Annotated in this window: 19 protein-coding genes; 13 read left to right on the forward strand and 6 right to left on the reverse strand. The window is 72.1% G+C overall.

All coding sequences use genetic code 11. From position 1 onward, the window contains the following. Positions 1-41: 41 nt before the first annotated feature. Positions 42-1,178 (reverse strand): PQQ-dependent sugar dehydrogenase, encoded by a 1,137-nt coding sequence (locus tag BJ981_RS17550; protein WP_184612404.1) that lies wholly within the window; start codon positions 1,176-1,178, stop codon positions 42-44. Positions 1,179-1,259: 81 nt separating this feature from the next. On the opposite strand from BJ981_RS17550, the gene BJ981_RS17555 reads away from it, so the two are divergent. From BJ981_RS17555 to ilvC, 5 genes are all read left to right on the forward strand, one after another. After that, on the forward strand, positions 1,260-2,168 hold the full coding sequence (locus tag BJ981_RS17555) for a 2-hydroxyacid dehydrogenase (protein ID WP_184612405.1): 909 nt from the start codon (positions 1,260-1,262) through the stop codon (positions 2,166-2,168). 219 nt (positions 2,169-2,387) lie between these two features. Next, positions 2,388-5,033, forward strand: coding sequence for a putative bifunctional diguanylate cyclase/phosphodiesterase (locus BJ981_RS17560; RefSeq protein WP_221314725.1), 2,646 nt, complete (start codon positions 2,388-2,390; stop codon positions 5,031-5,033). A gap of 291 nt (positions 5,034-5,324) precedes the next feature. Beyond that, on the forward strand, positions 5,325-7,115 hold the full coding sequence (locus BJ981_RS17565; protein WP_184612406.1) for an acetolactate synthase large subunit: 1,791 nt from the start codon (positions 5,325-5,327) through the stop codon (positions 7,113-7,115). Between the two features lie 58 nt (positions 7,116-7,173). After that, positions 7,174-7,698, forward strand: a complete 525-nt coding sequence (ilvN, locus tag BJ981_RS17570; RefSeq protein WP_184612407.1) for an acetolactate synthase small subunit — start codon at positions 7,174-7,176, stop codon at positions 7,696-7,698. Between the two features lie 31 nt (positions 7,699-7,729). Further along, positions 7,730-8,725, forward strand: coding sequence for a ketol-acid reductoisomerase (ilvC, locus tag BJ981_RS17575; protein ID WP_512700925.1), 996 nt, complete (start codon positions 7,730-7,732; stop codon positions 8,723-8,725). An 88-nt stretch (positions 8,726-8,813) separates the two neighbouring features. Here the strand turns inward: ilvC and dacB are convergent, their stop codons facing one another. After that, positions 8,814-10,373 (reverse strand): D-alanyl-D-alanine carboxypeptidase/D-alanyl-D-alanine endopeptidase, encoded by a 1,560-nt coding sequence (dacB, locus tag BJ981_RS17580; protein ID WP_184612408.1) that lies wholly within the window; start codon positions 10,371-10,373, stop codon positions 8,814-8,816. 163 nt (positions 10,374-10,536) lie between these two features. Next, entirely contained in the window at positions 10,537-11,076 is a 540-nt protein-coding gene (locus tag BJ981_RS17585) for an FHA domain-containing protein (RefSeq protein ID WP_184612409.1), read from the reverse strand. 163 nt (positions 11,077-11,239) lie between these two features. Here BJ981_RS17585 and BJ981_RS17590 point away from each other — a divergent pair, with 163 nt between their 5' ends. From BJ981_RS17590 to BJ981_RS17600, 3 genes are read left to right on the forward strand one after another with little or no spacing between them, the layout of a single operon-like run. Beyond that, the gene (locus BJ981_RS17590) at positions 11,240-11,818 is read left to right on the forward strand and encodes a PadR family transcriptional regulator (RefSeq protein ID WP_184612410.1); all 579 of its coding nucleotides are present in this window, start codon (positions 11,240-11,242) and stop codon (positions 11,816-11,818) included. Then, positions 11,808-12,536 carry an ABC transporter ATP-binding protein gene (locus tag BJ981_RS17595; protein ID WP_307837816.1) on the forward strand — a complete coding sequence of 243 codons (729 nt, stop codon included), beginning with the start codon at positions 11,808-11,810 and terminating at the stop codon, positions 12,534-12,536. Before BJ981_RS17590 ends, BJ981_RS17595 begins: the two co-directional genes overlap by 11 nt. Continuing rightward, entirely contained in the window at positions 12,533-15,223 is a 2,691-nt protein-coding gene (locus BJ981_RS17600; protein WP_184612411.1) for an FtsX-like permease family protein, read from the forward strand. The genes BJ981_RS17595 and BJ981_RS17600 overlap by 4 nt, the downstream gene beginning before the upstream one ends. Before the next feature lie 2 nt (positions 15,224-15,225). Here BJ981_RS17600 and BJ981_RS17605 read toward each other — a convergent pair whose 3' ends face one another. The 3 genes from BJ981_RS17605 to BJ981_RS17615 form a co-directional block, all read right to left on the reverse strand. Then, the gene (locus BJ981_RS17605) at positions 15,226-16,578 is read right to left on the reverse strand and encodes an MFS transporter (protein WP_184612412.1); all 1,353 of its coding nucleotides are present in this window, start codon (positions 16,576-16,578) and stop codon (positions 15,226-15,228) included. A 101-nt stretch (positions 16,579-16,679) separates the two neighbouring features. After that, a complete protein-coding gene (locus BJ981_RS17610) occupies positions 16,680-17,222 on the reverse strand; it encodes a GNAT family N-acetyltransferase (RefSeq protein WP_184612413.1) in 543 nt (180 codons plus the stop codon). 45 nt (positions 17,223-17,267) lie between these two features. Continuing rightward, positions 17,268-18,245, reverse strand: a complete 978-nt coding sequence (locus BJ981_RS17615; RefSeq protein ID WP_184612414.1) for a hypothetical protein — start codon at positions 18,243-18,245, stop codon at positions 17,268-17,270. 232 nt (positions 18,246-18,477) lie between these two features. On the opposite strand from BJ981_RS17615, the gene serA reads away from it, so the two are divergent. From serA to BJ981_RS17635, 5 genes are all read left to right on the forward strand, one after another. Next, complete coding sequence (gene serA, locus BJ981_RS17620; RefSeq protein ID WP_184612415.1) at positions 18,478-20,067, forward strand: phosphoglycerate dehydrogenase; 1,590 nt, start codon at positions 18,478-18,480, stop codon at positions 20,065-20,067. Positions 20,068-20,414: 347 nt separating this feature from the next. Further along, positions 20,415-20,537, forward strand: a complete 123-nt coding sequence (locus tag BJ981_RS38250) for a hypothetical protein (RefSeq protein WP_260324659.1) — start codon at positions 20,415-20,417, stop codon at positions 20,535-20,537. 517 nt (positions 20,538-21,054) lie between these two features. Beyond that, positions 21,055-21,987 (forward strand): ROK family protein, encoded by a 933-nt coding sequence (locus BJ981_RS17625; RefSeq protein WP_372436904.1) that lies wholly within the window; start codon positions 21,055-21,057, stop codon positions 21,985-21,987. A 77-nt stretch (positions 21,988-22,064) separates the two neighbouring features. Continuing rightward, positions 22,065-23,129: a 3-isopropylmalate dehydrogenase gene (locus tag BJ981_RS17630; protein ID WP_184612417.1), complete on the forward strand. Its 1,065-nt coding sequence runs from the start codon at positions 22,065-22,067 to the stop codon at positions 23,127-23,129. 213 nt (positions 23,130-23,342) lie between these two features. Beyond that, the gene (locus BJ981_RS17635) at positions 23,343-24,440 is read left to right on the forward strand and encodes a branched-chain amino acid aminotransferase (protein WP_184612418.1); all 1,098 of its coding nucleotides are present in this window, start codon (positions 23,343-23,345) and stop codon (positions 24,438-24,440) included. The last annotated feature ends 130 nt before the right edge of the window (positions 24,441-24,570 follow it).

The raw sequence follows: 24,570 nt of genomic DNA on the forward strand, positions 1-24,570 counted from the left end.
TCCCCCATCAGCGCACCCCGCCTGACCCGCCCCTTCGGGGCCTACTTCAACGGGACGACCAGGATGCGGTCGTCGCCCGGCCTCGGGTTTCCCCGTCCGTCCTTGTTGCTCGTCCCCACGTACAGGTTCCTGTCCGGGGACGTCGCCACCGCGCGCAGCCGCCCGTACTCTCCCTTGAAGCGGGCGATCGGCTCGCCCACCCGGCCCGCCGCGGTCAGGGGGATCTGCCAGAGCCGCTGTCCCCGCAGCGCCGCCGCCCACAGGGACCCGCGCGCGTAGGCCAGCCCGGACGGTGAGGACTCGCTGGTCGGCCAGGTGAGCAGCGGGTCGGTGTACTTGCGTCCGCCGCCGAAGCCCTCGACCTCGGGCCAGCCGTAGTTGTGCCCCTTCTGGATGAGGTTGACCTCGTCGTAGGTGTTCTGGCCGAACTCGGTGGCGTACATGCGGCCCGAGGGGTCCCAGGCCATGCCCTGCACGTTGCGGTGGCCGTAGGTCCAGACGACGCTGCCGAACGGGTTGCCGGGCGCGGGCCTGCCCTCGGTGGTCATGCGAAGGATCTTGCCGCCCAGCGAGCCGAGGTCCTGGGAGAGGGGACGGTCGCCCGACTCGCCGGTCGAGGCGTACAGGTAGCCGTCCGGGCCGAACGCCAGGCGCCCGCCGTTGTGGATGGCGCCCTTGGGGATGCCGCTCAGGATCGTCACCGGGTTCGACAGCGTCCGGTCGTAGCGGTAGCGCACGATGCGGTTGTCGTTCGCGGCCGTGAAGTACACGAAGACCGACCGGTCCTGGGCGAACCTGGGCGAGACGGCGACACCGAGCAGCCCGCCCTCCCCGGCGGGGGACACGTTCCGGATCACTCCCACCTCGCCGACCCGCCCGGCCGGGGTGACGCGCAGCAGCCGGGCCGAGTCGCGCTCGGTGACCAGCGCGTCGCCGGAGGGCAGGAAGGCGACGGCCCACGGCACGGCCAGGTCCGCGACCAGGGTCCTCGGTGTCCTGGGCCCGCTCTCGGGCGTGACGGTGGGCGGCGCGGGCCGGGTGGCGGGCGGGTCGCCCGCGTCGGCGCGCCCGGCGCCGTCCGGGACGCACCCGGCCGTGAGCGCGGCCGCCAGCGCCCCGGCGAGCACCGTGGCGGCCGCGCCCCGGCGGGCCCCGCGGCGGAACGTTCGATTGGACATGTGACCTCCTCCGTGAACTCCATACTCGCCCGCGGACGGCGAGGTTCCCGGCTGGCGGGGCGGTGGTTAGGGTTGACGGTCATGAAGATTTGGGCTCCGTCTCAGGACGTCGTGGACGTCCTGGCCGATCTGCCGGGCGTGGAGTGCGAGGTCTACGACGGCGGCCCCGAGCCGCCCAAGGGCGCGGACGAGGTGGAGGTCTGGATTCCTCCGCTGATGCCGCCGCGCGCCACGGCCGGGATGCTCGCGCGCATGACGAGCCTGCGCCTGCTGCAGACCGTGTCGGCCGGTGTGGACGCCTACGTTCCGCATCTGCCGGACGGCGTGATCCTGTGCAACGCCCGCGGCGTGCACGACGCCGGCACCGCCGAGTGGGCCGTGGGCGCCATGATCGCGGTACTGCGCGAGTTCCCCGCCTTCGCCCTCGCCCAGGAGCGCGGCGAGTGGACCTACCGCCACACCGGCGTGCTCGCCGACGCCACCGTGCTGATCGTGGGATACGGCTCGATCGGCCAGGCGCTGGAGCGCCGCCTCGACGGCTTCGAGGTGGACGTCGTGCGCGTGGCGCGGACGCCGCGCGAGGGCGTGCACGGCGAGGACGAGCTTCCCCGCCTGCTGCCCGAGGCCGACGTGGTGGTGCTGCTCGTGCCGTCCACCTCGGGCACGGCCCGGCTCGTGGACGCCCGCTTCCTCGCGTCGATGAAGGACGGCGCGCTGCTGGTCAACGCCGCCAGGGGGCCGGTCGTGGACACCGGGGCGCTGCTCGCCGAGCTGCGCGCCGGCCGGCTGCGCGCCGCGCTGGACGTCACCGACCCCGAGCCGCTGCCCGCCGGCCACCCGCTGTGGTCGGCGCCGGGCGTGTTCATCACCCCGCACGTCGCCGGCAGCACGGCCGCCTCGCAGCGGCGGCTGCGTAAACTCCTGAGGTCTCAGATGCTGAGATACCTGTCCGGGGAACCGCTGAAGAACGTCATCACGGGCTCTTACTGACACGCTTGACATCCATTCCTGACTCGGAACGATAAGAAAGCAAAGTCAGACCGTGGCTGCCTCGTGACCTCCGCTGCGTACGGTGAATCTCACCGCGCGACCGTTCGGAAGGCGCGGCGGTTATCAGAACGGTGACGACCGGACGGTTGTCGCCTCCCGCGCCACCGGTCGAGCGGGACACTGGCGACGTGACAGGGATGAGCCGCATGGGCGACGACGTTGAACGGCCTACGTGACCCGAGGGTCCCGCTGACCGCCGCGGCCGGTCTCGGTGCGGTGGCGCTCGCGGCCGCCCTCCTGGTCAACGGGTCCTCCGTGGTCGTCACCGCGGTGGCGGGGGTCGTCGCGGGCCTCGTGGCCGCCGCGGGGCTGCTGGTCGGCTCCGTGCGCGCCGCGCGCCGCTCGCGCCGCCGCCGTGCCTCGTCCCTGCGCCGCCTGGCCTTCGGGTCGATCATCTGGCTCACCGGCGAGGGGGTGCGCCCCATCGCCGAGGGCACGCCCTTCGTGCTCACCTTCGCCGACGTGCTGTTACTCGTCGGCGTCCTGCTCCTGGCCTTCGGCTGCGGGAGCACCGCGCGCCGGACCGCCTACGGCCGGTCGCTGCTCCACTACGCGGCGGGCGCCTACGTCGGCGCGGCGTCGCTGTTCATGATCTGCTGGGTCACGCTGCTCGCCCCCGTCTACGCCAGGACCGACGAGCCCGGCTCCCTGGCCTCGCCGGTCGTGTGCCTGCTCGCGACCTGCGCCGTCGCCCCGGCCGTGCTGGCCTCGCGCTCGCCCGAGCGGCGCATGGGCCTCGGCGCGCTCGGCGTGCTCGCCGCGATCACCGTCCAGGAGTTCGCGACCTCGGTAGGCCGGGCCGCCGCGGACGGCCAGCCGTCCCTCATCGCGGGCATGCTGGCCCCGGTCGCGTTCCTCCTGCTCGCGGTCACCCCCTGGTCGGGCCGGGCCCGCCCCCGTCGCGGCTGGCCCGCCGCCGTGGTGGACGCCACGCCGCTGGCCCTGGTCGCCGTCGCGACCGTCGTCGTCGCCGTACGGGTGGTGACCGGCGGGCCGGGGCCGTGGACTCCCGCGCTGCCGGTCGTGGCGGGGTCGGTCGTGCTGGTGCTGCTGGTCAAGGTGTTCGTCCTGGACATCTCCACCGCCAGCATGCGGGGCACGCTGGAGTCGGGGGAGCGCCAGCTCGTCCAGCTCGCCGAGCACGCCGGGGACGTCGTCCTGGTCGTGGACCACGACGGCGTGATCCGCGAGATGGGCGCCGGGGTGGAGGCCATGTACGGCTACCGCCCGCAGGACCTGCTCGGCCAGCCCATCTACGGCTACGTCCACCCCGAGGACGTCCCGCCCATCCAGACCGCGCTGCGCGGCATGGCCGCCGACGAGGACGGCGACCGTCCCGGCGCCTGCCGCCTCGCCTGCCGGGTGCGCGCCGCCGACGGCACCTGGCGGCCCGCCGAGTCCGTCGCCACCCGCCACCCGCGCGAGGGTGAGGACCTGGTCCTGATCTCCACGCGCGACGTCAGCGACCAGGTCGCGCTGCGCAACCAGGTCACCCACCTGACCTTCCACGACGGCGTGACCGGCCTGCCGAACCGCGCCTACTTCGAGGAGCGCACCCGCGAGGTGCTGGCCCGCAGGGGCGCCTCCCGCGCCGCCGTGATCTTCATGGACCTGGACGGCTTCACCGGCGTCAACGACTCGGTGGGGCACGCCAGCGGCGACTACCTGCTCAGCCAGGCCGCCCGGCGGCTGCGCGCGGCCGTCAGCACCGACGACACGCTGGCCCGGTGGGGCGGCGACGAGTTCGCGCTCCTGCTCGAGTCCGGCGGTTCCGGGTCGGCCGACGCGCAGTCGGCCATCGACCTCGCGGAGCGGTTGCTGCGCGCGGTGTCCACCGAGCCGTTCCGCGTGGCCGACCGCGACATCGCGCTGACGGCCAGCGTCGGCGTGGCCTTCGCCGAGGACGGCCTGCCCGCCGGCGACCTGATCCGCAACGCCGACGTCGCGATGACCCGCGCCAAGGAGCACGGCGGCCGCCGGGTCGAGGTCTTCGCCGCGCACATGCACGCCGACGTCGTGCGCCGCCTGGAGCTGGCCGCGGATCTTCAGCGCGCCCTGCTGGCCGAGCAGTTCGCGGTCGAGTACCAGCCGGTGGTGGACCTCGCCACCTCGCGGATCACGGCCGTGGAGGCCCTGGTGCGCTGGTGGTCGGGCGGGGCGTTCGTGCCGCCGCAGCAGTTCCTCGGCGCCGCCGAGGACACGGGGCTGATCGTCCCGCTCGGCGAGTGGATCCTGCGCGAGGCGTGCCGCGAGGTCGCGGCCTGGCGGGCCTCATCCTGGGACATCGGCCTGTCGCTCAACCTGTCCAGCCGCCAGATCACCGCGCCCCGGTTCGTGGAGACCGTCGAGGCCGCGCTCGCCGACAGCGGCCTGCCCGCGAGCGCCCTCACCCTCGAAGTGATCGAGGAGATGCTGGTCGAGGACGCCGAGGAGGTCATCGAGCGGCTCACCTCGCTGCGCGCGCTCGGCGTGCGGCTGGCCATCGACGACTTCGGCACCGGCTACGCCTCCCTGGCCCTGCTGCGCACGCTGCCCGTCGACATCATCAAGATCGACCCGTCGTTCGTGTCCGGCCTGGGCCGCGACGAGGCGCTCACGCTGCTGACCCGCACCATCGTCCGGCTCGGCCACGACCTCGGGCTGACCGTCGTGGCCGAGGGCATCGAACGGCCGGAGCAGCTCGACCTCCTGCGCGAGATGGGCTGCTCGCGCGGCCAGGGCTACCTGGTGGCGCGGCCGATGGCGCCCCGGGGCGTGGACACCCTCATGCGCACGGACTGCCCGCCGCTGCAGAACACCGCCTGACCGTTCCGGGCGGGCATCCCGGCGAACGGGCACGGGCGGGGCCCGGCGTGGCGTCCCGCGCCGGGGCCGCCCGCCGTCCGAGATCCCATATCGTGAGACTTGTTGTCCGGGGATTTGACACGTCGGTTGTGTCAGGGGCTATCGTTGCGGCATGCGTAACACTGGGGACCAGATCGCCGGGCTCGTCCGGCTCGATGGCGTAGTACTTCGCCGGCGCGCGGGTCGCTGACGGAGAGTCCCCAGCCTGCGCGCAGCCCCAGCACCGCCTCTCGGCGGGGCGGGGCATTTTTTATGGCCACACCCAGCTCAGCCACGCGAGGAAACGAGCCGATGACCGAAGAATTGACAGGTGCGCAGGCCCTGGTTCGGGCGCTGGAGCACGTCGGGGTCGACACGGTGTTCGGAATTCCCGGCGGCACCATCCTGCCCGCCTACGACCCGCTCTACGACAGCACCAAGGTCAGGCACGTCCTTGTACGGCACGAGCAGGGCGCCGGCCACGCGGCCGAGGGGTACGCCCAGGCCACCGGCCGTGTCGGGGTCTGCATGGCCACCAGCGGGCCCGGCGCGACGAACCTGGTCACCGCCATCGCCGACGCCTACATGGACTCGGTGCCGATCGTCGCCATCACCGGGCAGGTCGCCACGCCGCTGATCGGCACCGACGCGTTCCAGGAAGCCGACATCTGCGGCATCACCATGCCGATCACCAAGCACAACTTCCTGGTCACCGACGTCGCCGACATCCCGCGCATCGTCGCCGAGGCGTTCCACATCGCCTCGACGGGACGGCCGGGGCCGGTCCTGGTCGACATCCCCAAGGACGTCCTGCAGACCAAGGGCCCCTTCTCCTGGCCGCCCACCATGCGGCTGCCGGGCTACCGTCCGGTCACCCGGCCGCACTCCAAGCAGATCAGGGAGGCCGCGCGCCTCATGGCCGAGGCCAGGCGGCCCGTGCTGTACGTCGGCGGTGGCGTCCACAAGGCCGGCGCCGCGGCCGAGCTGACCCAGCTCGCCGAGCTGACCGGCATCCCGGTGGTCACCACGCTGATGGCCCGGGGCACCTTCCCCGACAGCCACCCGCTGCACCTGGGCATGCCGGGCATGCACGGCACGGTCGCGGCCGTCGGGGCGCTCCAGCGCAGTGACCTGATCATCGCCCTCGGCACCCGCTTCGACGACCGCGTGACCGGCAGGCTGGACAGCTTCGCCCCGCACGCCAAGGTGATCCACGCCGACATCGACCCGGCCGAGATCTCCAAGAACCGGCACGCCGACGTCCCCATCGTGGGCGACTGCCGCGAGGTCCTCACCGACCTGATCGGGGCCGTCAAGCACGAGCAGGCCGAGGGGCACGGCGGCGACTACGCCGCCTGGTGGAGCATCCTGAACGGCTACAAGGAGACCTACTCCCTCGGGTACGACGACTTCGCCGACGGCTCGCTCGCCCCGCAGCACGTCATCAAGCGGCTCGGCGAGATCGTCGGCCCGGACGCCCTCTACCTCGCCGGCGTGGGCCAGCACCAGATGTGGGCCTCGCAGTTCATCTCCTACGAGCGGCCGGGGGCGTTCATCAACTCCGGCGGCGCGGGCACGATGGGCTTCGCGGTGCCCGCGGCCATGGGCGCCAAGATGGGCAGGCCGGACGCCGTGGTGTGGGCCATCGACGGCGACGGCTGCTTCCAGATGACCAACCAGGAGCTCGCCACCTGCGCGCTGGAAGGCGTGCCGATCAAGGTCGCCGTGATCAACAACGGCAACCTCGGCATGGTCCGGCAGTGGCAGACGTTGTTCTACAACGAGCGCTATTCCAACACCGACCTGCAGGCGGTGCGCCGGATTCCCGACTTCGTGAAGCTCGCGGAGGCGTACGGTTGTGTCGGCCTGCGGTGCGAGCGCCCCGAGGACGTCGACGCGACGATCCGCAAGGCCATGGAGATCAACGACGTGCCGGTGGTCGTCGACTTCGTCGTCCACAAGGACGCCATGGTCTGGCCCATGGTCGCGGCGGGCACCAGCAACGACGAGATCAAGATCGCGCGGGACATGGCTCCCGTGTGGGACAACGAGGAGGACCTGTGACCGGGCATCTGCCCCGCGCGCGGTCCGGACGCCTGACAGGTTTCGCGGGAGGGAACGCATGAGCCGCCACACGCTGTCGGTTCTCGTCGAGAACAAGCCGGGCGTGCTGGCCCGGGTCGCCTCGCTGTTCAGCAGGCGCGGGTTCAACATCGACTCGCTCGCGGTCGGCCCGACCGAGCACGACGACGTGTCCCGCATGACCATCGTCGTCAACGTCGCCGAGCTCCCGCTGGAGCAGGTCACCAAGCAGCTCAACAAGCTGGTCAACGTCATCAAGATCGTTGAGTTGGACTCTTCGCAGTCCGTGCAGCGCGAGCTGACCCTGATCAAGGTCAGGGCCGACGCCGAGACGCGGTCCAACGTGCTGGAGCTCGTCCAGCTCTTCCGCGCCCGCTGTGTGGACGTCGCCACGGACGCGGTGACCATCGAGGTCACCGGCACGCCGGACAAGCTCGACGCCTTCATCCGGGTGCTCGAGCCGTTCGGCATCAAGGAGCTCGTCCAGTCGGGCATGGTGGCCATCGGCCGCGGCGCCCGTTCCATAACCGACCGCTCGCTGCGGGCCCTGGACCGCAGCGCGTGAGCCGTACGAACCCACGAAAGGCAACAAGCTAGTGACTGAGATCTTCTACGACGACGACGCCGACCTGTCGATCATCCAGGGCCGGCACGTGGCCGTCCTCGGATACGGCAGCCAGGGTCACGCCCACGCGCTGTCGCTGCGCGACTCCGGCGTGGACGTCCGCGTCGGCCTGCCGGAAGGCTCCAAGAGCCGCGAGAAGGCCGAGAACGACGGCCTGCGCGTCGTGACGCCGGGGGAGGCCGCCGAGGAGGCCGACCTCATCATGATCCTCGCGCCGGACCACATCCAGCGTCACCTGTACGCCGAGCACGTCGCGCCGAACCTGGTCGAGGGCGACGCCCTGTTCTTCGGCCACGGCCTCAACATCCGCTACGGCCTGATCGAGGCGCCCGAGGGCGTCGACGTCGCCATGGTCGCGCCGAAGGGCCCCGGCCACCTGGTGCGCCGCCAGTTCACCGCCGGGCGCGGCGTCCCGGTGCTCGTCGCCGTCGAGCGCGACGCCACGGGCAACGCCTGGCCGCTCGTGCTCTCGTACGCCAAGGCCATCGGCGGCACCCGCGCCGGCGCGCTGAAGACCACCTTCACCGAGGAGACCGAGACCGACCTGTTCGGCGAGCAGGCCGTGCTGTGCGGCGGCGTGTCCGAGCTGATCAAGACGGGCTTCGAGACCCTGGTCGAGGCGGGCTACCAGCCCGAGGTGGCCTACTTCGAGTGCCTGCACGAGATGAAGCTGATCGTCGACCTCATGTACGAGGGCGGCATCTCCAAGATGTACTGGTCGGTGTCCGACACCGCCGAGTACGGCGGCTACACCCGTGGCCCGCGCGTGGTGACCAGCGACACCAAGCAGGAGATGCAGCGCATCCTCGGCGAGATCCAGTCCGGCGCGTTCGCGCGCGAGCTGGTCGAGGAGTTCGACGGCGGCCAGGGCAACTTCCGCAAGTACCGCGAGGAGCTCTCCGAGCACTCGATCGAGAAGACCGGCGCGGAGCTCCGCCCGATGATGAGCTGGCTCAAGGAGAAGTGACCTTCTCCCGGGCGTGACTCTCAGGACGAGGCCGGTTCCCCCCTATTCGGGGTGAGGGCCGGCCTCGTCGCTCATCCTCGGCGTTCGTTCAGCACGAGACGGGCTTGCGCCAGGAGCATTCGAGGTCGCCGTCCGGCGCCGGCTTGGCGCTCCTGTGCGCGCCGGTCGTGTCCGCGGGCGTCGTCCGGGAGAACCTCGCCAGCCGCACGGCCACCGCGTCCTCGAAGTCCTTGAGGCTCCCCGACAGGTAGTTGTTGGTCAGGATGGAGAAGACGAGCGGCTCGCCGTCCACGCCGGTCACGTAGCCCGACAGGCCGCTGACCCCGGTGAGCGAGCCGGTCTTGGCGTGGACGTTGCCGGCCGCGGGGGTCCCGGCCATGCGACTGCGCAGCGTGCCGCCGGTGAGGCGGTCGGAGACGCCCGCGACGGGCAGCGCGTCGTACCAGGCCGGGAACCACGGCTTGGCGCGCAGCGCGATCAGGTAGGCCGTCAGCTCGCCCGGCGTGACGCCGTCCGCGCGTGACAGCCCGGAGCCGTCGCGCAGGCTCAGCGCCTTGATCCCGTTGGCGGCGGCGAACGCCCGGGTCACGGCCAGCCCGGCGCTCCAGCTTCCCGCGCCGGACACCTTGCGGCCCATCGCCTTGGTGAGGATCTCGGCGTGCATGTTGTTGCTCAGCTTCATGAACGGCACCAGCAGCTCGCGCAGGGGCATGGACGTCCGCGCGGCGACGCTCGTGGCCGTCCCCGGCGCCGCGCCCCGTGACGTGCGGCCGAGCACGCGGACGCCGTGCCGGGTCAGCGCCGTCCTGAACAGCGACGCGGCGTACCCGGTGGGGTCGTCCACGGCGATCCACTCGTCGTAGGCGCCGGCGACGGTGCCGGTGACGACGATCCTGTTCGTGCCGTGCTCCCGGGTCACGGTCACGTCGGTCCTCGCACCCGTCGTGGCGTGGTTCTCGATCGTGACGTGGCCGGTCTGCGGCGTGGTGCCCACCTTGGCGGGCGAGCCCTGCGCACCGCCCGGCGCCACCGAGACGATCAGCGACCCGGCGTCGTAGTCGGTGTCCGGCGCGGCGGTGAGCGCCGAGATCTGCGCCGCGTAGGAGTACGGCTCGTCGTCCTGCGCCCAGTCGGTGCCGAGGCGCGAGGCGTCGAACCACGTGTCGTCCGCCACCAGCCTGCCGGTGACCAGCTTGACCCCGGCGGAGGCGACCTTGGCCGCGAGCGCGTCGTAGTCCGAGGCGAGCATGGTCGGGTCGCCGGTCCCCTTCAGGTACAGGTCGCCCGTCAGCGTCGCCCCCGCCCGGCGGCCCGCGCTCAGCACGCTCGTGGTGAAGCGGTAGTCGAGGCCGAGGGTGTCCACGGCGGCGGCCGAGGTCAGCAGCTTGGTGTTCGACGCCGGGGCGAGCACCTTGCCCGCGTCCTTGGCGTACAACTGCTCGCCGGTCGCGGCGCTCCTGACGACGAGGCCGGAGCCGGCCACGACCAGGCGCGGATCGCCGAGCAGGCGGTCCAGGTCCTGGACGAGGTCCGTGACCCCCGGCGCCGGGTCGTCGGCCGTGGCGGTGGCCCCGCCCGTGGCCTGCGTGAGGGTCGCGGCCAGGGCCGCCGCCACCGACAGGGTGATCCATGGTCTGCGCTTGCGCACTCATGCCTCCGAGTAGGGGGTTGCACGGATCATCGGCGAGATCGCCGGCGCGGGCGATACGAGAACCTCCGTATGTCCCGCCCGCTGCCCCGGCGATCACGGCCCGGTGGCCGGCGACGGAAGGGCATCGACACGCCTTGCCCGGCGTGGTCCCGGCCGCGTCTCAGGTGGCCGTCGTCAGGACGAACGCGCACTCGCCGAACGACACCTCGTCGCCGATGCGCACCCGCGCGGGACCGACCAGCCGCCAGCCGTTCAGGCGCGTCCCGTTGAGCGACCCGAGGTCGATCAGCATCCAGTCCTCGGTGTCCCGCCGCAGCTCGGCGTGTACGCGCGAGACCGTGAGGTCGGTCAGCACCAGATCGCACTCCGACCCCCGCCCGACCACGTACCGCACGCGGCTGTCCCCGGGCAGCGCGAGCCGGGGGAGCCTGGGCCGCTTCCAGGCGCTCTCGACCCGGTTGGTGAACTCGGAGATCGCCGCGACGGACTCGGTGAACCTGCGCCGCCACTTCCCGCGCGGCGGCAGGTCGGACACGAGGTCGGTCAGCTCGACCTGACTGCGCGCCCGCAGCGCCTGGTCGACCCGTCCGAGGAACGTGTCGTGTGAGATCTTCCCCTCGGCGGCATGATCGCGCAGTTGATCGATCGCGCGATCACGATCCCCGTCGGAGGCGCGCACAGGCGGGTGCGTCGAACTCATGTCCCGAGTATCGGTCTGGCAACGGCAGGGTGTCCAGAATATACGGGATCTCGGCCATTACGGCGAGCCCATTCCCGCCCGTTGCGAGCGGCCGTCAGTCCGGCTCCGACAGAACCGGGATGTGGGTTGTGCGGAGCATACCGAGTATGCATACTCAGTATTCATGTCGGTCCGTCATGGTCTGCTGGCTCTTCTGACGCAGGGGCCGCGGTACGGGTATCAGCTTCGGGCTGAGTTCGAGGCGTCCACAGGGGCGACCTGGCCACTGAACATCGGCCAGGTCTACACGACGTTGTCGCGCATGGAGCGGGACGGGCTGGTGGCGCCCGGGGAGCAGGACGAGCAGGGGCGTGTCGTCTACGCCATCACGGAGGAGGGCCGGGCCGAGCTGCGGCGATGGTTCGGCACCCCCATCGCGCAGGCCGACCGGCCACGGGACGAGCTGGTGATCAAGCTCGCCATGGCCGTCACCGCGCGGGAGGTCGACGTGCGGCGGGTGGTCCGGGCACAGCGCACCGCGACCATGCGCGCGCTCCAGGAGCTGAACCGCGCCAAGCGGGCGCAGTCCGGGGCGGCGCAGCGGCTCGTGCTCGACTCCATGATCTTCCAGGCGGAGGCGGAGCAGCGCTGGCTGGACCACTGCGAGGCCGTGCTCGCCGAGCCGCCGCCGTCCTCAGGGCGGACATCGGGCCGCCCCACGTCCAACGGCAGGACTTCTCAGGAGACGAGTGATGATGAGTGAGCGTGTGGTGCGGCTCGCCGAGGTGACCCGCGTGCACGGGGAGGGTCCACAGGCGGTTCGCGCCCTGGACGGCGTGAGCTTAGAAGTGGCCGCGGGCGAGCTCGTGGCCGTCATGGGCCCTTCGGGGTCGGGCAAGTCGACATTGCTGAACATCGCCGGAGGGCTCGACCGGCCCACCTCGGGCACGGTCGCCGTCGAGGGCGCCGAGCTCGGGACGCTGTCGGCCAAGGCGCTGGCCAGGCTGCGCCGCCGGCACGTCGGGTACGTCTTCCAGGACCTCAACCTGATCCCGTCGCTGACGGCCGAGGAGAACGTCATGCTCCCGCGCGAGCTGGACGGCGTCGCGGCCCGCCAGGCACGGCGGGAGGCCAGGGAGGTCCTGGACGAGGTCGGGGTCCCCGGGGCCGGCGGCCGGTTCCCCGACGAGCTGTCCGGCGGGCAGCGGCAGCGGGTGGCCATCGCGCGCGCCCTGGTGGGGGAGCGCAGGCTGCTGCTCGCCGACGAGCCGACCGGCGCGCTCGACACGGCCGCGGGGGAGGAGATCCTCGCCCTGCTCAGGGCGCGGTGCGACGCGGGCGCGGCGGTGCTGCTGGTCACCCACGAGCCCCGCCACGCCGCCTGGGCCGACAAGGTGATCTTCCTGAGGGACGGCGCCGTCGCCGACCGCACGGACGAGGGCGCGGACGAGCTCCGTACGCGTTCCGGAGGGGCGAGATGAGCGGGGCGCGCGCCGCGCTGCGGATCTCGCGCCGGGGCGCCTGGCGTGCCAAGGGCAGGAGCTCGCTGGTGGTGGCCATGATCGGCCTGCCCGTCCTGGCGATCACGGCGATGCTGACCCTGCTCGTCACGTTCGACATCTCTCCCCAGGAGGGCCTGACGGCTCGGCTCGGGTCGGCCGACGCGCTGATCCAGACCAACACGTGGTCGAACGAGGAGGGTGTCGAGCAGGACTACAGCGGCACCTACATCACGAGTCTCGCCTCCGGGGAGCCGGGGAAGGAGCCGGTGCCCGCGCGGCCGTGGACGGCGGAGGAGATCGCGGGCCTGCTGCCCGCGGGCAGCGAGGTCGTCCCATGGACCAGCTCGGCCGAGTACTACCAGAGCGGCCGATGGATGGGGGACGCCTCGGTCAACGAGCTCGACCTGCGTGAGCCGATCACCCGGGGCATGTTCGTCGTCGGCGAGGGCCGGCTGCCGGGCGCCACGGACGAGGTGGTGGTCTCGCCCGACTTCGCCGCCCACGGAGTCACGGTCGGATCGGCCCTCACCCTGCTGGGGAACACGCGTACGTACCGGGTGGTCGGCACCGTCACCGCGCCTCAAGCGGTTCGCGAGGGCCTCGTGGTGGGCCTGCCCGGCGGCCGGCTGGCGCTCCGCGGGCCGGCGACCGAGTGGCTCGTCGACACACCGAGGCCCGTGACCTGGGACGACGTGAAGCGGTTCAATGCCCGGGGGTCGGTCGTCGTCTCGCGCGCGCTGGTCATGAACCCCTCCCCCGAGGCCCTGGAGTCCGGCGCGGCGCCCGAGCCCCGGGCCGGCCTCCAGGTGCTGCTGATCGGGATGAGCGTGATGATGATCGTGCTCGAGGTCGTCCTGCTGGCGGGGCCGGCCTTCGCGGTCGGGATACGGCGGCGCCGCCGGGAGCTCGCCCTGATCGCCGCCCAGGGCGCGTCGGAGGCGCAGCTCCGCCGGGTGGTCCTCGCCGACGGCCTCGTGCTCGGCGGCCTCGCCGCGGTGCTCGGCGTGCTCGGCGGGCTGGGCCTGGCCTGGGCGACGCTCGCGATGGGGCTGGGGACCGCGCTCACCCCCTCCTCAGGGCCGTTCGAGGTGCCGTGGGTCCTGGTCGCGGCCGTGGCCGCGCTCGGGCTGGTCAGCGCGCTGCTGGCCGCCGTGGTGCCGGCGCGCCAGGCCGCGCGCGCCGACGTCGTGGCCGTCCTGGCCGGACGGCGCGGCGTCGTGGCCGCCCGCAAGGGGTGGCCGCTGGCCGGCGTGGTCATGACGGTGCTCGGCCTGGCGCTCACCATCGGTGGCACCAGGCAGGGAGCCTTCTTGGTCACCGGCTCCCGCGAGTCGCCCGGCGTCTGGGCCACGACCTACCTCGGCGTCATCGGCGGATCCCTGCTCGCGATGCTCGGCCTGGTGGCCATGACGCCGATGCTGGTCGGGGCCGTCGCCCGCGTCACCGCATGCCTGCCGCTGCCGTTCAAGCTCGCCGGACGCGACGCCGCGCGCAACAGGGGCCGCACGGCGCCGGCCGTGGCGGCGGTGCTGGCCGCGACGGCGGGGCTGGTCGCGGTGTCGATCATCTCCGCGAGCGAGGCGGAGCGCGAGGCCCGCCAGTACAGTCCGAGCTGGACACGCGGATCCCTGGTGGTCCAGGGCCTGAGCGGCACGGGCGCGGAGATGCCGCTCGTGCGGGCCGCCGTCGCACAGGCGCTGCCCGGAGTGCCGACCGCGCTGGTCTACCGCCATTCCATCGAGGCGGGCCGCTCCAGGAACGTGGCCGTGGTCGAACCTCCGGGCGCCTGTGCCGGCCAAGGCGGTGATCCGGGGCTGTGCGACCGCCCGACCGGCGACGTCATGATCGGCGGCGCCGACGTCCTGCGGTATCTGGTGGGCCGGGACGACCCGGCGTCGGCCGCCGCGCTGGCGGACGGGAAGGCCGTGCTGCTCGCCGCGCTCGCCCGGGACGGTAAGGCCACGCTGAGCATCACGGATAGCGACGCCGTGGGGCGCACCTCCGCGCGGCAGGTGCGGGTTCCGGCGGTGACCGTGAACCCCGAGCGCAGGCCGCCCGCCGACGCGCTGCTGCCGCTCTCCCTGGCCGCCACGCTGAAACTCGGCGCGCGCCCGGCGGAGCTGGTCGTCGACCCCGCGGTTCACCAGGTGACCTCCGAGGAGGAGGCGCGGATCGCGCGCCAGGTGGCAGCGGTCACCTCACTCGCCTACATCACCCTGGAGCAGGGCCCGCGGCGCGACTGGATCCCGTTCCTGGTGCTGATCGGGGCCGCCGTCATCCTCGTCCTCGGCGGCACCTTCGCCGCGACCGGGCTCGCCGCCGCCGACGCGCGGCCCGACGTCGCCACGCTCGGCGCGGTGGGGGCGCCGCCCCGGCTGCGACGCCTGGTCACGGCCGGTCAGGCGTGGTTCGTCGCGGCCACGGGCGTCACCCTCGGGGCCCTGGTCGGGCTCGTGCCGGGCATCGCCACGACCTGGCAGATGAACGTGTTCCCCGGATACGACGTCTGGCTGTCGCGCAGCTCCATCTCCCGGCTGCCCGTGCCGGTCGTGGTGATCCCGTGGCCGTCCATCGTCGCGCTGGTGGTGCTGCTTCCCGCGGTCGCCGCGCTCGTCGCGGGGCTGCTCTCGCGGACGCGGATCCCGTTGGCGCGCCGCATGGAGTGACGTCAGGTCGTCCGCGGGGTCGCCGAGGCCAGGTGGGCGGCGGTCAGGCGGTACTTCAGCGTCATCAGGACGCCGGCGAAGGTGATGAGCGCGGGGACGACGGTCTGCACGAGCAGGACGGCGGTCACCGCGCCGCCGGGCTGGGTGACGGGGTTCTCGGGGTCGGAGGAGACGAACCCGCCCATCGCCAGCCCGGCGCCGACCACCAGGGCGCCGAGGGCGGTGACCACGTTCTCGGCGGCGGTCCACAGGCCGGTGAAGACGCCGCCCCTGCGCTTGCCGCTCACGGCGGAGTCGTGGGCGATCACGTCGGCCAGCATGGAGAACTGCAGGAGCTGGAGCCCGGCGTACCCCACGCCGACGATCACGATCATGGCGTGCGCGTACACCATGCCGAGCAGCGGGGTCAGCACGGTCAGCAGCGCCCCGCCCATGAACAGCACGCCCGAGAGCAGCATCGCGCCGCGCTTGTCCATCCTGCGGGCGATCCACACCCACAGCGGCATCGTGACGAGCATCGGGCCGACGAGCGCCGCGAACAACGTGCTGGTGGCCGAGGTGTCCTCGGCGATGTAGGCGGCGAAGTACGGGGCCGCCGCGAGCATGACCCCGGCGGCCAGGGTCTGCGCGCACGACAGGCCGAGCAGCCACAGGAACGGGCGGCTGTCCCTGGCCGCGGCGAGCTGGGCGCGCAGACCGGCCTCCGGTTCCGCGCTTCCGGTGAACGGCGCCCTGGCCGTCCCGAGGAACGACGCCAGCATGGCGGCCAGCAGGACCGCGCCGCAGACGATGCCCATCACCCGGTAGCCGTCCAGGGAGTGCGCGGCGATCTCGGGGGCGATGATGCCGCTCAGGGCCACCGCGAGCGCGATGAAGATCATGCGCCACTGCAGCAGGGACGTGCGCTCGTGGTAGTCCTCGGTCATCTCGGCGGGCATCGCCTTGTACGGCACCTCGTACAGCGCGTACCCGGTGGCCGCGAGCAGGAAGAACACCCCGACGAACAGGGCGGCGGGCACGCCCTTCAGCGGCGGGCCGGCGAAGGTGAGCGCGAAGCTCACCGGGAGGATCAGCGCGCCGGCCAGCATCCAGGGGCGGCGCGGCCCCCAGCGGGAGACCGTGCGGTCCGACCACTGGCCGACCAGCGGGTTGGCGAACAGGTCCCACGCCTTGGGGGCGAAGACGATCAACCCGGCCAGCCACGCGGGCACCGCGAGGATGTTCGTCAGGTAGAACAGCAGCAGGAGGCCGGGGACGGTGGTGAAGGTGGCCGTGCAGAACGATCCGACGCCGTAGCCGAGCCGGACGCCACGCGAGACGCCGTCCGCCACCGGCGCCTCAGGGGGAGGGACCATTGCGTCATTACAGCCCACCCCTCCCCGGCCCCGCCAGCCCCTGAACCCCACGCCCCGCAATAGATCCATATTTCCGGCGCGGGCAAGGCCGGCCCTTGGCTTCAGGACTTCCGGGCCGGCTGCCAGTCCTGGACGAGGAGGCCCAGCAGCACCTGGTCCAGGAACTCGCCCATCACCCAGACCGAGGAGCGCAGCACGCCCTCGCGGACGAAGCCGTTGCGCTCGGCCGAGCGCAGCATCGCGGCGTTGTCCGACAGCGTCTCGACCTGCAGCCGCCGCAGGCCCCGCACGACGAAACCGTAGTGGCACAGCACCGCGACCACGTCGCTGCCGTAGCCCTTGCCGCGGGCCGACGGCCGCAGTCCCAGCCCGACGTGCGCGGACCGGTTGTGGTCGTCGACGCCCCACAGCGACGCGACGCCGGCCAGCGTGCCGCCGTCCAGCTCCACCACGGAGAAGGCGATGTCCCGCTGCTCCTTGTCGTCCACCGCGAACTGCGAGTCCTTCGAGCCGGGCGTGATCGGCCGCCACGGCCGGCCCAGGGCCCGCGAGGTGGTGACCACGTCGTCGTGGAGCTCGGCCTCCAGGATCGGGATGTCGTCCTCGTGCCGAGCCCTGAGCCCGACTTTGCTGCCTTTTAGCACGCAAGCTTCCTAGCCGACCGGGCGGGCCGGCGGCAACCCGATAAGTCAGTGGTCGCGGACGTCGGCGCAGACGACGTGGGCGGCCAGCTCGATCATCCGGCGCTCGGTGTAGGCGTCGGCGACGCGGGCCATCAGGACGGGCGCCTCGCTCGCGGCGAGCTGCGGCAGGCGGGCGCGGACCATGCGGTGCAGGTCCCTGACCATGTCCTCGGCGGCCCTGGTGTGGACCTTGACGTGCAGCATGATCCCCGAAGAGCCGGACACCGTGCGGGCCTCGGAGATCCACACGTGGTGGACCAGCGGGAAGTCGCGGAGCAGATCGGCGATCGCGAAGCGCAGCGCCGGCAGGATCGGGTGCTCGCACCGCTTGTACCCGGGATCGACCTGCTGCATCGGCCCCGACAGGTGGGGCCGGGGGGCGGGGATCCACGGCGCGGACGGGGCCTCGGGCGCGCCGTTCGGCACGGGGGCGGTCAGCGTCTCCTCGCCCCGGTAGGAATCACGGCCGAAGCCGTTCCCGGCGTAGGAGTCCCGGCCGTAGGAATCCCGGCTGTAGGAGTCGCGGTCGTAGGAGCCCTGCGTCGTCGTCTGCTGGGTGACCGTCGCCATGGCGCCGGTGGCGTACGCCGTCGGGGTGGCGCTGGACATCGCGGGCGCGGCGGTGGTGTTCCGCCCGCCGCGGGTGGAGGCGAGGTACCGCTGCACATCCTCGATCGGGACGGCGGCGGCGGCGGGCCCCGCGGCGTCGATGACGATCTCGCGCACGCCCGTGACGCGCTGGATGTCCAGGATGGTGTCGGCGTCGCAGGCCGACAGCGAGTGGTTGCCGCGGTGCCGCGCGTAGGTGCCCGGGCCGGTGTAGCCGAGCAGGACGCGCTCTCCCGCCTGCGTCGTGCCGAGGACGACGGAGCGGTCAGGCCGTACGGCGACCAGGATGCCCCACTCGGCGAGCGCCGCCAGAAGCCGGTGCGGGCTGCCGTGCTGTGCGAGCACTTCTCCGAGAGAGGGGTTCCCGATGCTCATACGACACACGATAGGTAGTAGGGCACGGCTAATGAGCCTAATCGTCAAGAAATGTTGCGATCAATACCAAGATGGCGGCATGGGGGTGGAATGCCCAACAGGTGGGTACCCCGCCCGGCGGGTTGATAACCCCGGTCCGGCGTCTCGGATGGCGGACGCTCGTGAGAGCTTTCACAAGCACGGATAGACTCGAACCTTGTCCGTGCATCCGCACTTCCCAAAGGACCCACCCGTGAACAAGCCCGTCGTGTTGGTCGCAGAGGAGCTCTCCGAAGCAGGTCTCGCCGTGCTCGGGGCGGACTTCGAGGTCCGTCACACCGACGGCGCCGACCGCTCGCAGTTCCTTCCCGCCCTCGCCGAAGTGGACGCCCTCATCGTCCGCAGTGCCACCCAGGTGGACGCCGAGGCGCTGTCCCACGCGCCGCGGCTGAGGGTCATCGCCCGCGCCGGGGTCGGCCTGGACAACGTCGACGTCGAGGCCGCCACCAAGGCCGGCGTCATGGTCGTGAACGCGCCCACCTCCAACATCGTCAGCGCCGCCGAGCACACCGTCGCCCTGATCCTGGCCAGCGCCCGCAACGTGGCCCAGGGGCACGCCGCGCTGAAGGGAGGGGAGTGGAAGCGCTCCAAGTACACCGGCGTCGAGCTCGACGGGAAGGTCGTCGGCGTCCTCGGCCTCGGCCGGATCGGGCAGCTCGTGGCCCAGCGCCTCGCGCCGTTCGGCGTCGAGCTGATCGCCTACGACCCCTACCTGCAGCCCGCCCGGGCCGCGCAGATGGGCGTGCGGCTGGTGTCCCTCGAGGAACTGCTGAAGCAGGCGGACTTCATCACCGTCCACCTCCCCAAGTCCAAGGAGACCATCGGTCTCATCGGCGACCGCGAGCTGCACACGGTCAAGCCCTCGGTCCGCATCATCAACGTCGCCCGCGGCGGCATCGTGGACGAGGCCGCGCTGTACTCCGCGGTCAAGGAGGGCCGGGTCGCCGGCGCCGGCATCGACGTGTTCTCCAAGGAGCCCGTCACCGACAGCCCGCTGTTCGAGCTGGACGCCATCGTGGTGACCCCGCACCTCGGCGCCTCCACGCACGAGGCGCAGGAGAAGGCCGGCACCCAGGTCGCGCGCAGCGTCAAGCTGGCCCTCGGCGGCGAGTTCGTGCCGGACGCGGTGAACGTCCAGGGCGGCGCCGTCGCCGAGGACGTCAAGCCGGGCCTGCCGCTGGCCGAGAAGCTCGGCCGGGTCTTCACGGCGCTGGCCGGCGAGGTCGCGACCCGCCTGGACGTCGAGGTCCGCGGCGAGATCGCCTCCCAGGACGTCCGGGTGCTGGAGCTGGCCGCGCTCAAGGGCGTGTTCACCGACGTCGTCGAGGACGCCGTCACCTACGTCAACGCCCCGCTCCTGGCCAAGGACCGCGGCGTCACGGTCGAGCTGGTCACCAGCGACGAGAGCCCCGACTGGCGCAACGTGCTCACCGTCAGGGGCGTGCTGGCCGACGGCCGCACGGTCTCGGTGTCGGGCACGCTGTCCGGGCCGCGCCAGATCACCAAGATCGTCGAGGTCAACGGCTACCAGATGGAGATCGAGCCGACCGACCACCTGGCGTTCTTCACCTACGCCGACCGCCCCGGCATCGTGGGCATCGTCGGCAGGATTCTCGGCGAGCGCTCGGTCAACATCGCCTCGATGCAGGTCTCGCGGGACGCCAAGGGCGGCAAGGCGCTCATCGCGCTCACCGTCGACACGGCCATCTCCGCCGAGGTCACCGACCAGATCGCGCAGGAGATCGGCGCCGAGGGCGGCCGCACGGTCGACCTGGGCGACTGACCTACCCGCGCACCAGGCCCGCCGCCGCTCCGGTGGCGGGCCTCGTCATGCCCGGACATCTCACATAGTAAGATGGTCGGCCGTCCTGCGAGACAGCGCTCTCGTCACCAGGTAGCCTGGAAGGCGATGACGCGCCAGGTTCTCGTACTCATTACCTGCCGCGGCGGGGCCTGATCAAGGGCAGGCCGGCGACCCGCCGCGGTGTGCGGCGTTGGTCGGCTGTGAGTCCCCCTCCTGATCCGTGACCCGGACGGGAAGGAGCCCCGGTCCGGATTCGCGACCGGAATCCGAACGTTCCCGACCATCGCACGCGCCCGGCGCGCGTGCTCTCAGCGAATGAGAGAAAAATGTACGAGATGTATCCCTGGGACGCCCCGGAAGAGCAGCAGCACCACGAGGACGAGGCCCCGCGCGCCGTCCAGACCGCGCTGGACCGCCGCGACAACGGCGGCGCCTCCGCCGCCTACTGACGGCCCTGGGACGTCCCTGAGTCCCCGCCACACGCGGTCACGGCGAGCGCGCGCCGTGAGGGGAGAGGGCGGCCACCACGCGGAGGTTCTCGCGGAGTGCGGGATCTCGAGGGACGATGGCGTGTCCGTTCCGGGCGATCAGGCGTACTTGCGCACGCCGGATCCCTTACGCGCCCCTCCGCGGGCCTGCCGCGGACTTTGTTCGCGACCTTGCCTGGGCCGATGATGTGCGAGTCTGGGGGACGTGGTGACTATCGGCGGCACGGCCAGCACGACAGCGGTGCTACGCGTCATGAACGAGCGCGCGGTCTTCGCGGAGATCTTCAAACGCGGCAAGGTCTCCAGGCCCGAGCTGGCCCAGGCCACGGGGCTGTCCAAACCGACCATCTCCATGGCCCTGGCCGACCTCGAACGCGCGCGCCTGGTGCGCCCGGTCGGCCTGCGCACCGGTAACGCCGGGCGCGCCGCCCTGCTGTACGAGATCCGGCCCCAGGCGGGGTACGTCCTCGCCGTCGACATCGGCAGGGAGTTCGTCCGGGTGGCCATCGCCGACCTGGTGGGCGACATCGCCGCCCGCAAGGACGAACACCGCAAGGGCGGCGAGTCGCCCCGCGAGCTCGTCGCCTGGCTGGCCGGGCTGGCGCACACCCTCGCCGACGAGGCCGGCGTCGCGCTCGCCGACATCACCCTCACCGTCTTCGGCACCCCCGGCGTCCACGACAAGGGCACCTCCTCGCTGCAGCTCGCCCCGAACCTGCCCGGCTGGGACCGGCCGGGGTCGATCGGCCTGTTCGAGGGCGTCGCCGGCGACGCGCCCTACCTCGTGGAGAACGACGTCGACCTCGCCGCCGTGGGCGAGGGGGCGTACGGCCTCGGCCAGGGCATCGCCCATTTCGCCCTGGTCTGGATTGGCACGGGCATCGGCATGGGCATCATGATCGACGGCAAGCTGTACCGCGGGTGCCAGGGGGCGGCCGGCGAGATCTCCTATCTCCCGGTCGGCGAGGGCGATCCGCTGGTGAACCGGGGCAGGGGAATGCTGGAGTCGGTGGCCTCCGCCGACGGCGTCGTGGCGCTCGCCGGCCGTCTCGGCATGCGCGGGGTGAGCAGCGCCAAGGACGTGTTCGACGCCGCGCGCGCCGGGGACGAGGCAGCGCGCGAGGTCGTCGCCGCCGAGGCCGACCACATCGCGCACGCCCTGGCCGGCATCATCGCCGTGCTGGACCCGGAGCTGGTGGTGCTCGGCGGCGGCATCGGCGTCCAGGCGGGCGACATGCTGATCGGGCCGGTCACCGAGTTCCTGGGCGACCTGGTGGCCCTGCGCGTCCCCATGATCAAGGCTTCGACGCTCGGCACCGACGCCGTGCTGCTCGGCGCGATGGCCGTCGGCCTCACCAGGGCCCGCGATCTCGTCTTCGAGCGCGCCGTCGCCCAGGCGCCGCTCGGGTGACCGCCTTCCCGCCGACCGGCTGTCCGTTACGTGAGACGCCGTGTTCGACCTCCGAGACCGCCCGGTAAGGTACCTGCATGCGGGATTCTCTCAACATCCGTCTGGCTGTCATCCCCGGGGACGGCATCGGCCGTGAAGTCGTCGCCGAGGGGCTGAAGGTCCTGGACGCGGTCGGCCTCAAGCTGGAGACCACCACCTACGACCTCGGCGCCGCGCGCTACAACGCCACCGGTGAGACCCTGCCCGACGAGACCCTCGCCGAGCTGCGCGGGTTCGACGCGATCCTGCTCGGCGCGGTCGGAGACCCGAGCGTGCCGCCCGGCGTCCTCGAGCGCGAGCTGCTGCTCAAGCTCCGCTTCGAGCTCGACCACTACGTCAACCTGCGCCCGGTCAAGCTCTTCCCGGGGGTCGAGACCCCGCTCGCCGCGGCCCGCCCCGAGGACATCGACATGATCGTCGTCCGCGAGGGCACCGAGGGTCCGTACGCGGGCGCGGGCGGCATCATGCGGCGCGGCACCGCCCAGGAGATCGCCACGCAGGAGAGCCTCAACACCGCCTACGGCGTCGAGCGCGTCGTGCGCTACGCCTTCGACAAGGCGGTGGCGAGGCCGCGCAAGAAGCTCACCCTGGTCCACAAGACCAACGTCCTCACCTACGCGGGCGACCTGTGGTCGCGCGTGGTCGAGCGGGTGTCGGCCGAGTACCCCGAGGTCACGACCGACTACTGCCACATGGACGCCGCCTCCATGTTCTTCGTCACCCAGCCGCAGCGCTTCGACGTGGTCGTCACCGACAACCTGTTCGGCGACATCCTCACCGACCTCGGCGCCGCCATCGCGGGCGGCATCGGCCTGGCCGCCAGCGGGAACGTCAACCCGTCGCCGAAGGGCTCGGAGTCCTGGGCGCCCAGCATGTTCGAGCCGGTCCACGGCAGCGCGCCCGACATCGCGGGCCAGGGCAAGGCCGACCCGACCGCGACCATCCTCTCCGTCGCCATGCTCCTGGACCACCTCGGCCTGACCGAGGAGGCCGCCCGCGTCGAGCAGGCCGTCGCCGACGACCTCATCGGACGCCAGACGGCCTGGGCGCAGCGCTCGACCCGCGAGATCGGCGACGACATCACCGCACGAGTAACCGGCTAGGGGCCGCCCCCGACGCCGAACGACGCGCATGGCGGCCCCCGGACGGGCCGCCATGCGCGTTTTCGCGTCTTCGGGCCGCCCGACCCCCACCGTCCGCGTCGAAGTCCCCGGGGACACACTCCCGTGTGTCCAAATGATGCAGTAGTTTCCCGTTACCCGGTCAGTCGCACAATGGATGCAGGCGAGACCACAGAAAAGAGAAGGATCTTCGACATGACCACCGCTCCCAAGCTCAGCTTCGACGTGCAGCAGTCCCACGCCGCTCGTACCCCGGCCGAGCGCGAGCGGGTACTGGCCGCGCCGGGGTTCGGGCAGACCTTCACCGATCACATGGTCAGCATCGACTACACCGAGGGCCAGGGGTGGCACGACGGCCGGCTCACGGCGTACGGGCCGCTCACCCTCGATCCGGCGACCTCGGTGTTCCACTACGCCCAGGAGCTGTTCGAGGGCCTCAAGGCCTACCGGCAGGAGAACGGATCGATCGTCGCCTTCCGCCCGTACGCCAACGCCTCCCGCTTCAACATCTCCGCCCGGCGCATGGCCATGCCGGAAGTGCCCGAGGAGACGTTCGTCGAGGCGCTGGAGCTCCTGGTGCAGACCGACCGCGACTGGGTGCCGTCCACCGAGGGCCACAGCCTCTACCTGCGTCCGTTCATGATCGCCACCCAGGTCGGCCTCGGGGTCAACTATCCTTCGAAGAGCTACCGCTTCATGGTGATCGGCTCGCCCGCCGCCGCGTACTTCGCCGGCGGGGTCAAGCCGGTCTCGGTGTGGCTCTCGCAGGACTACACCCGCGCGGCCCCCGGCGGCACCGGCTTCGCCAAGTGCGGGGGCAACTACGCCGCCGCCTTCGTCGCCCAGCGGCAGGCCGTCGAGAACGGCTGTGACCAGGTCGTGTGGCTGGACGCCTTCGAGCACCGCTACGTCGAAGAGATGGGCGGCATGAACCTGTTCTTCGTCTTCGGCGACCGTCTGGTCACCCCCGACCTCACCGGCACGCTGCTCGCCGGCATCACCCGCGACTCCCTGCTCACCCTGGCCGCCGACCTCGGGCTCGCCGCCGAGGAGCGCAAGATCAGCATCGACGAGTGGCGGGAGGCCTGCGCCTCCGGCGAGCTGACCGAGGTCTTCGCGTGCGGCACCGCCGCCGTGATCACCCCCGTCGGCTCGGTCAAGGGCGTCGAGGGCGGCTGGACCATCGGGGACGGCGCTCCCGGCCCGGTCACCCTCCGCCTGCGCGACGAGCTGATGGGCATCCAGTACGGCACCCGCCCCGACCCGCACGGCTGGGTCCACAAGATCTGCTGACGACCTCGTCCCGAAGGACCCGGCCGGGCCGCGGCCGGGTCCTTCTCGTGTGTCCGGGCAGGTGGGGAGCCCCTTCCGGCCGCCACGGCTCCCAGATGGTGAGACCGATGTGCCACATGGTGGTGGGATG

It is taken from the genome of Sphaerisporangium krabiense, assembly GCF_014200435.1.
Lineage (GTDB): Bacteria > Actinomycetota > Actinomycetes > Streptosporangiales > Streptosporangiaceae > Sphaerisporangium > Sphaerisporangium krabiense.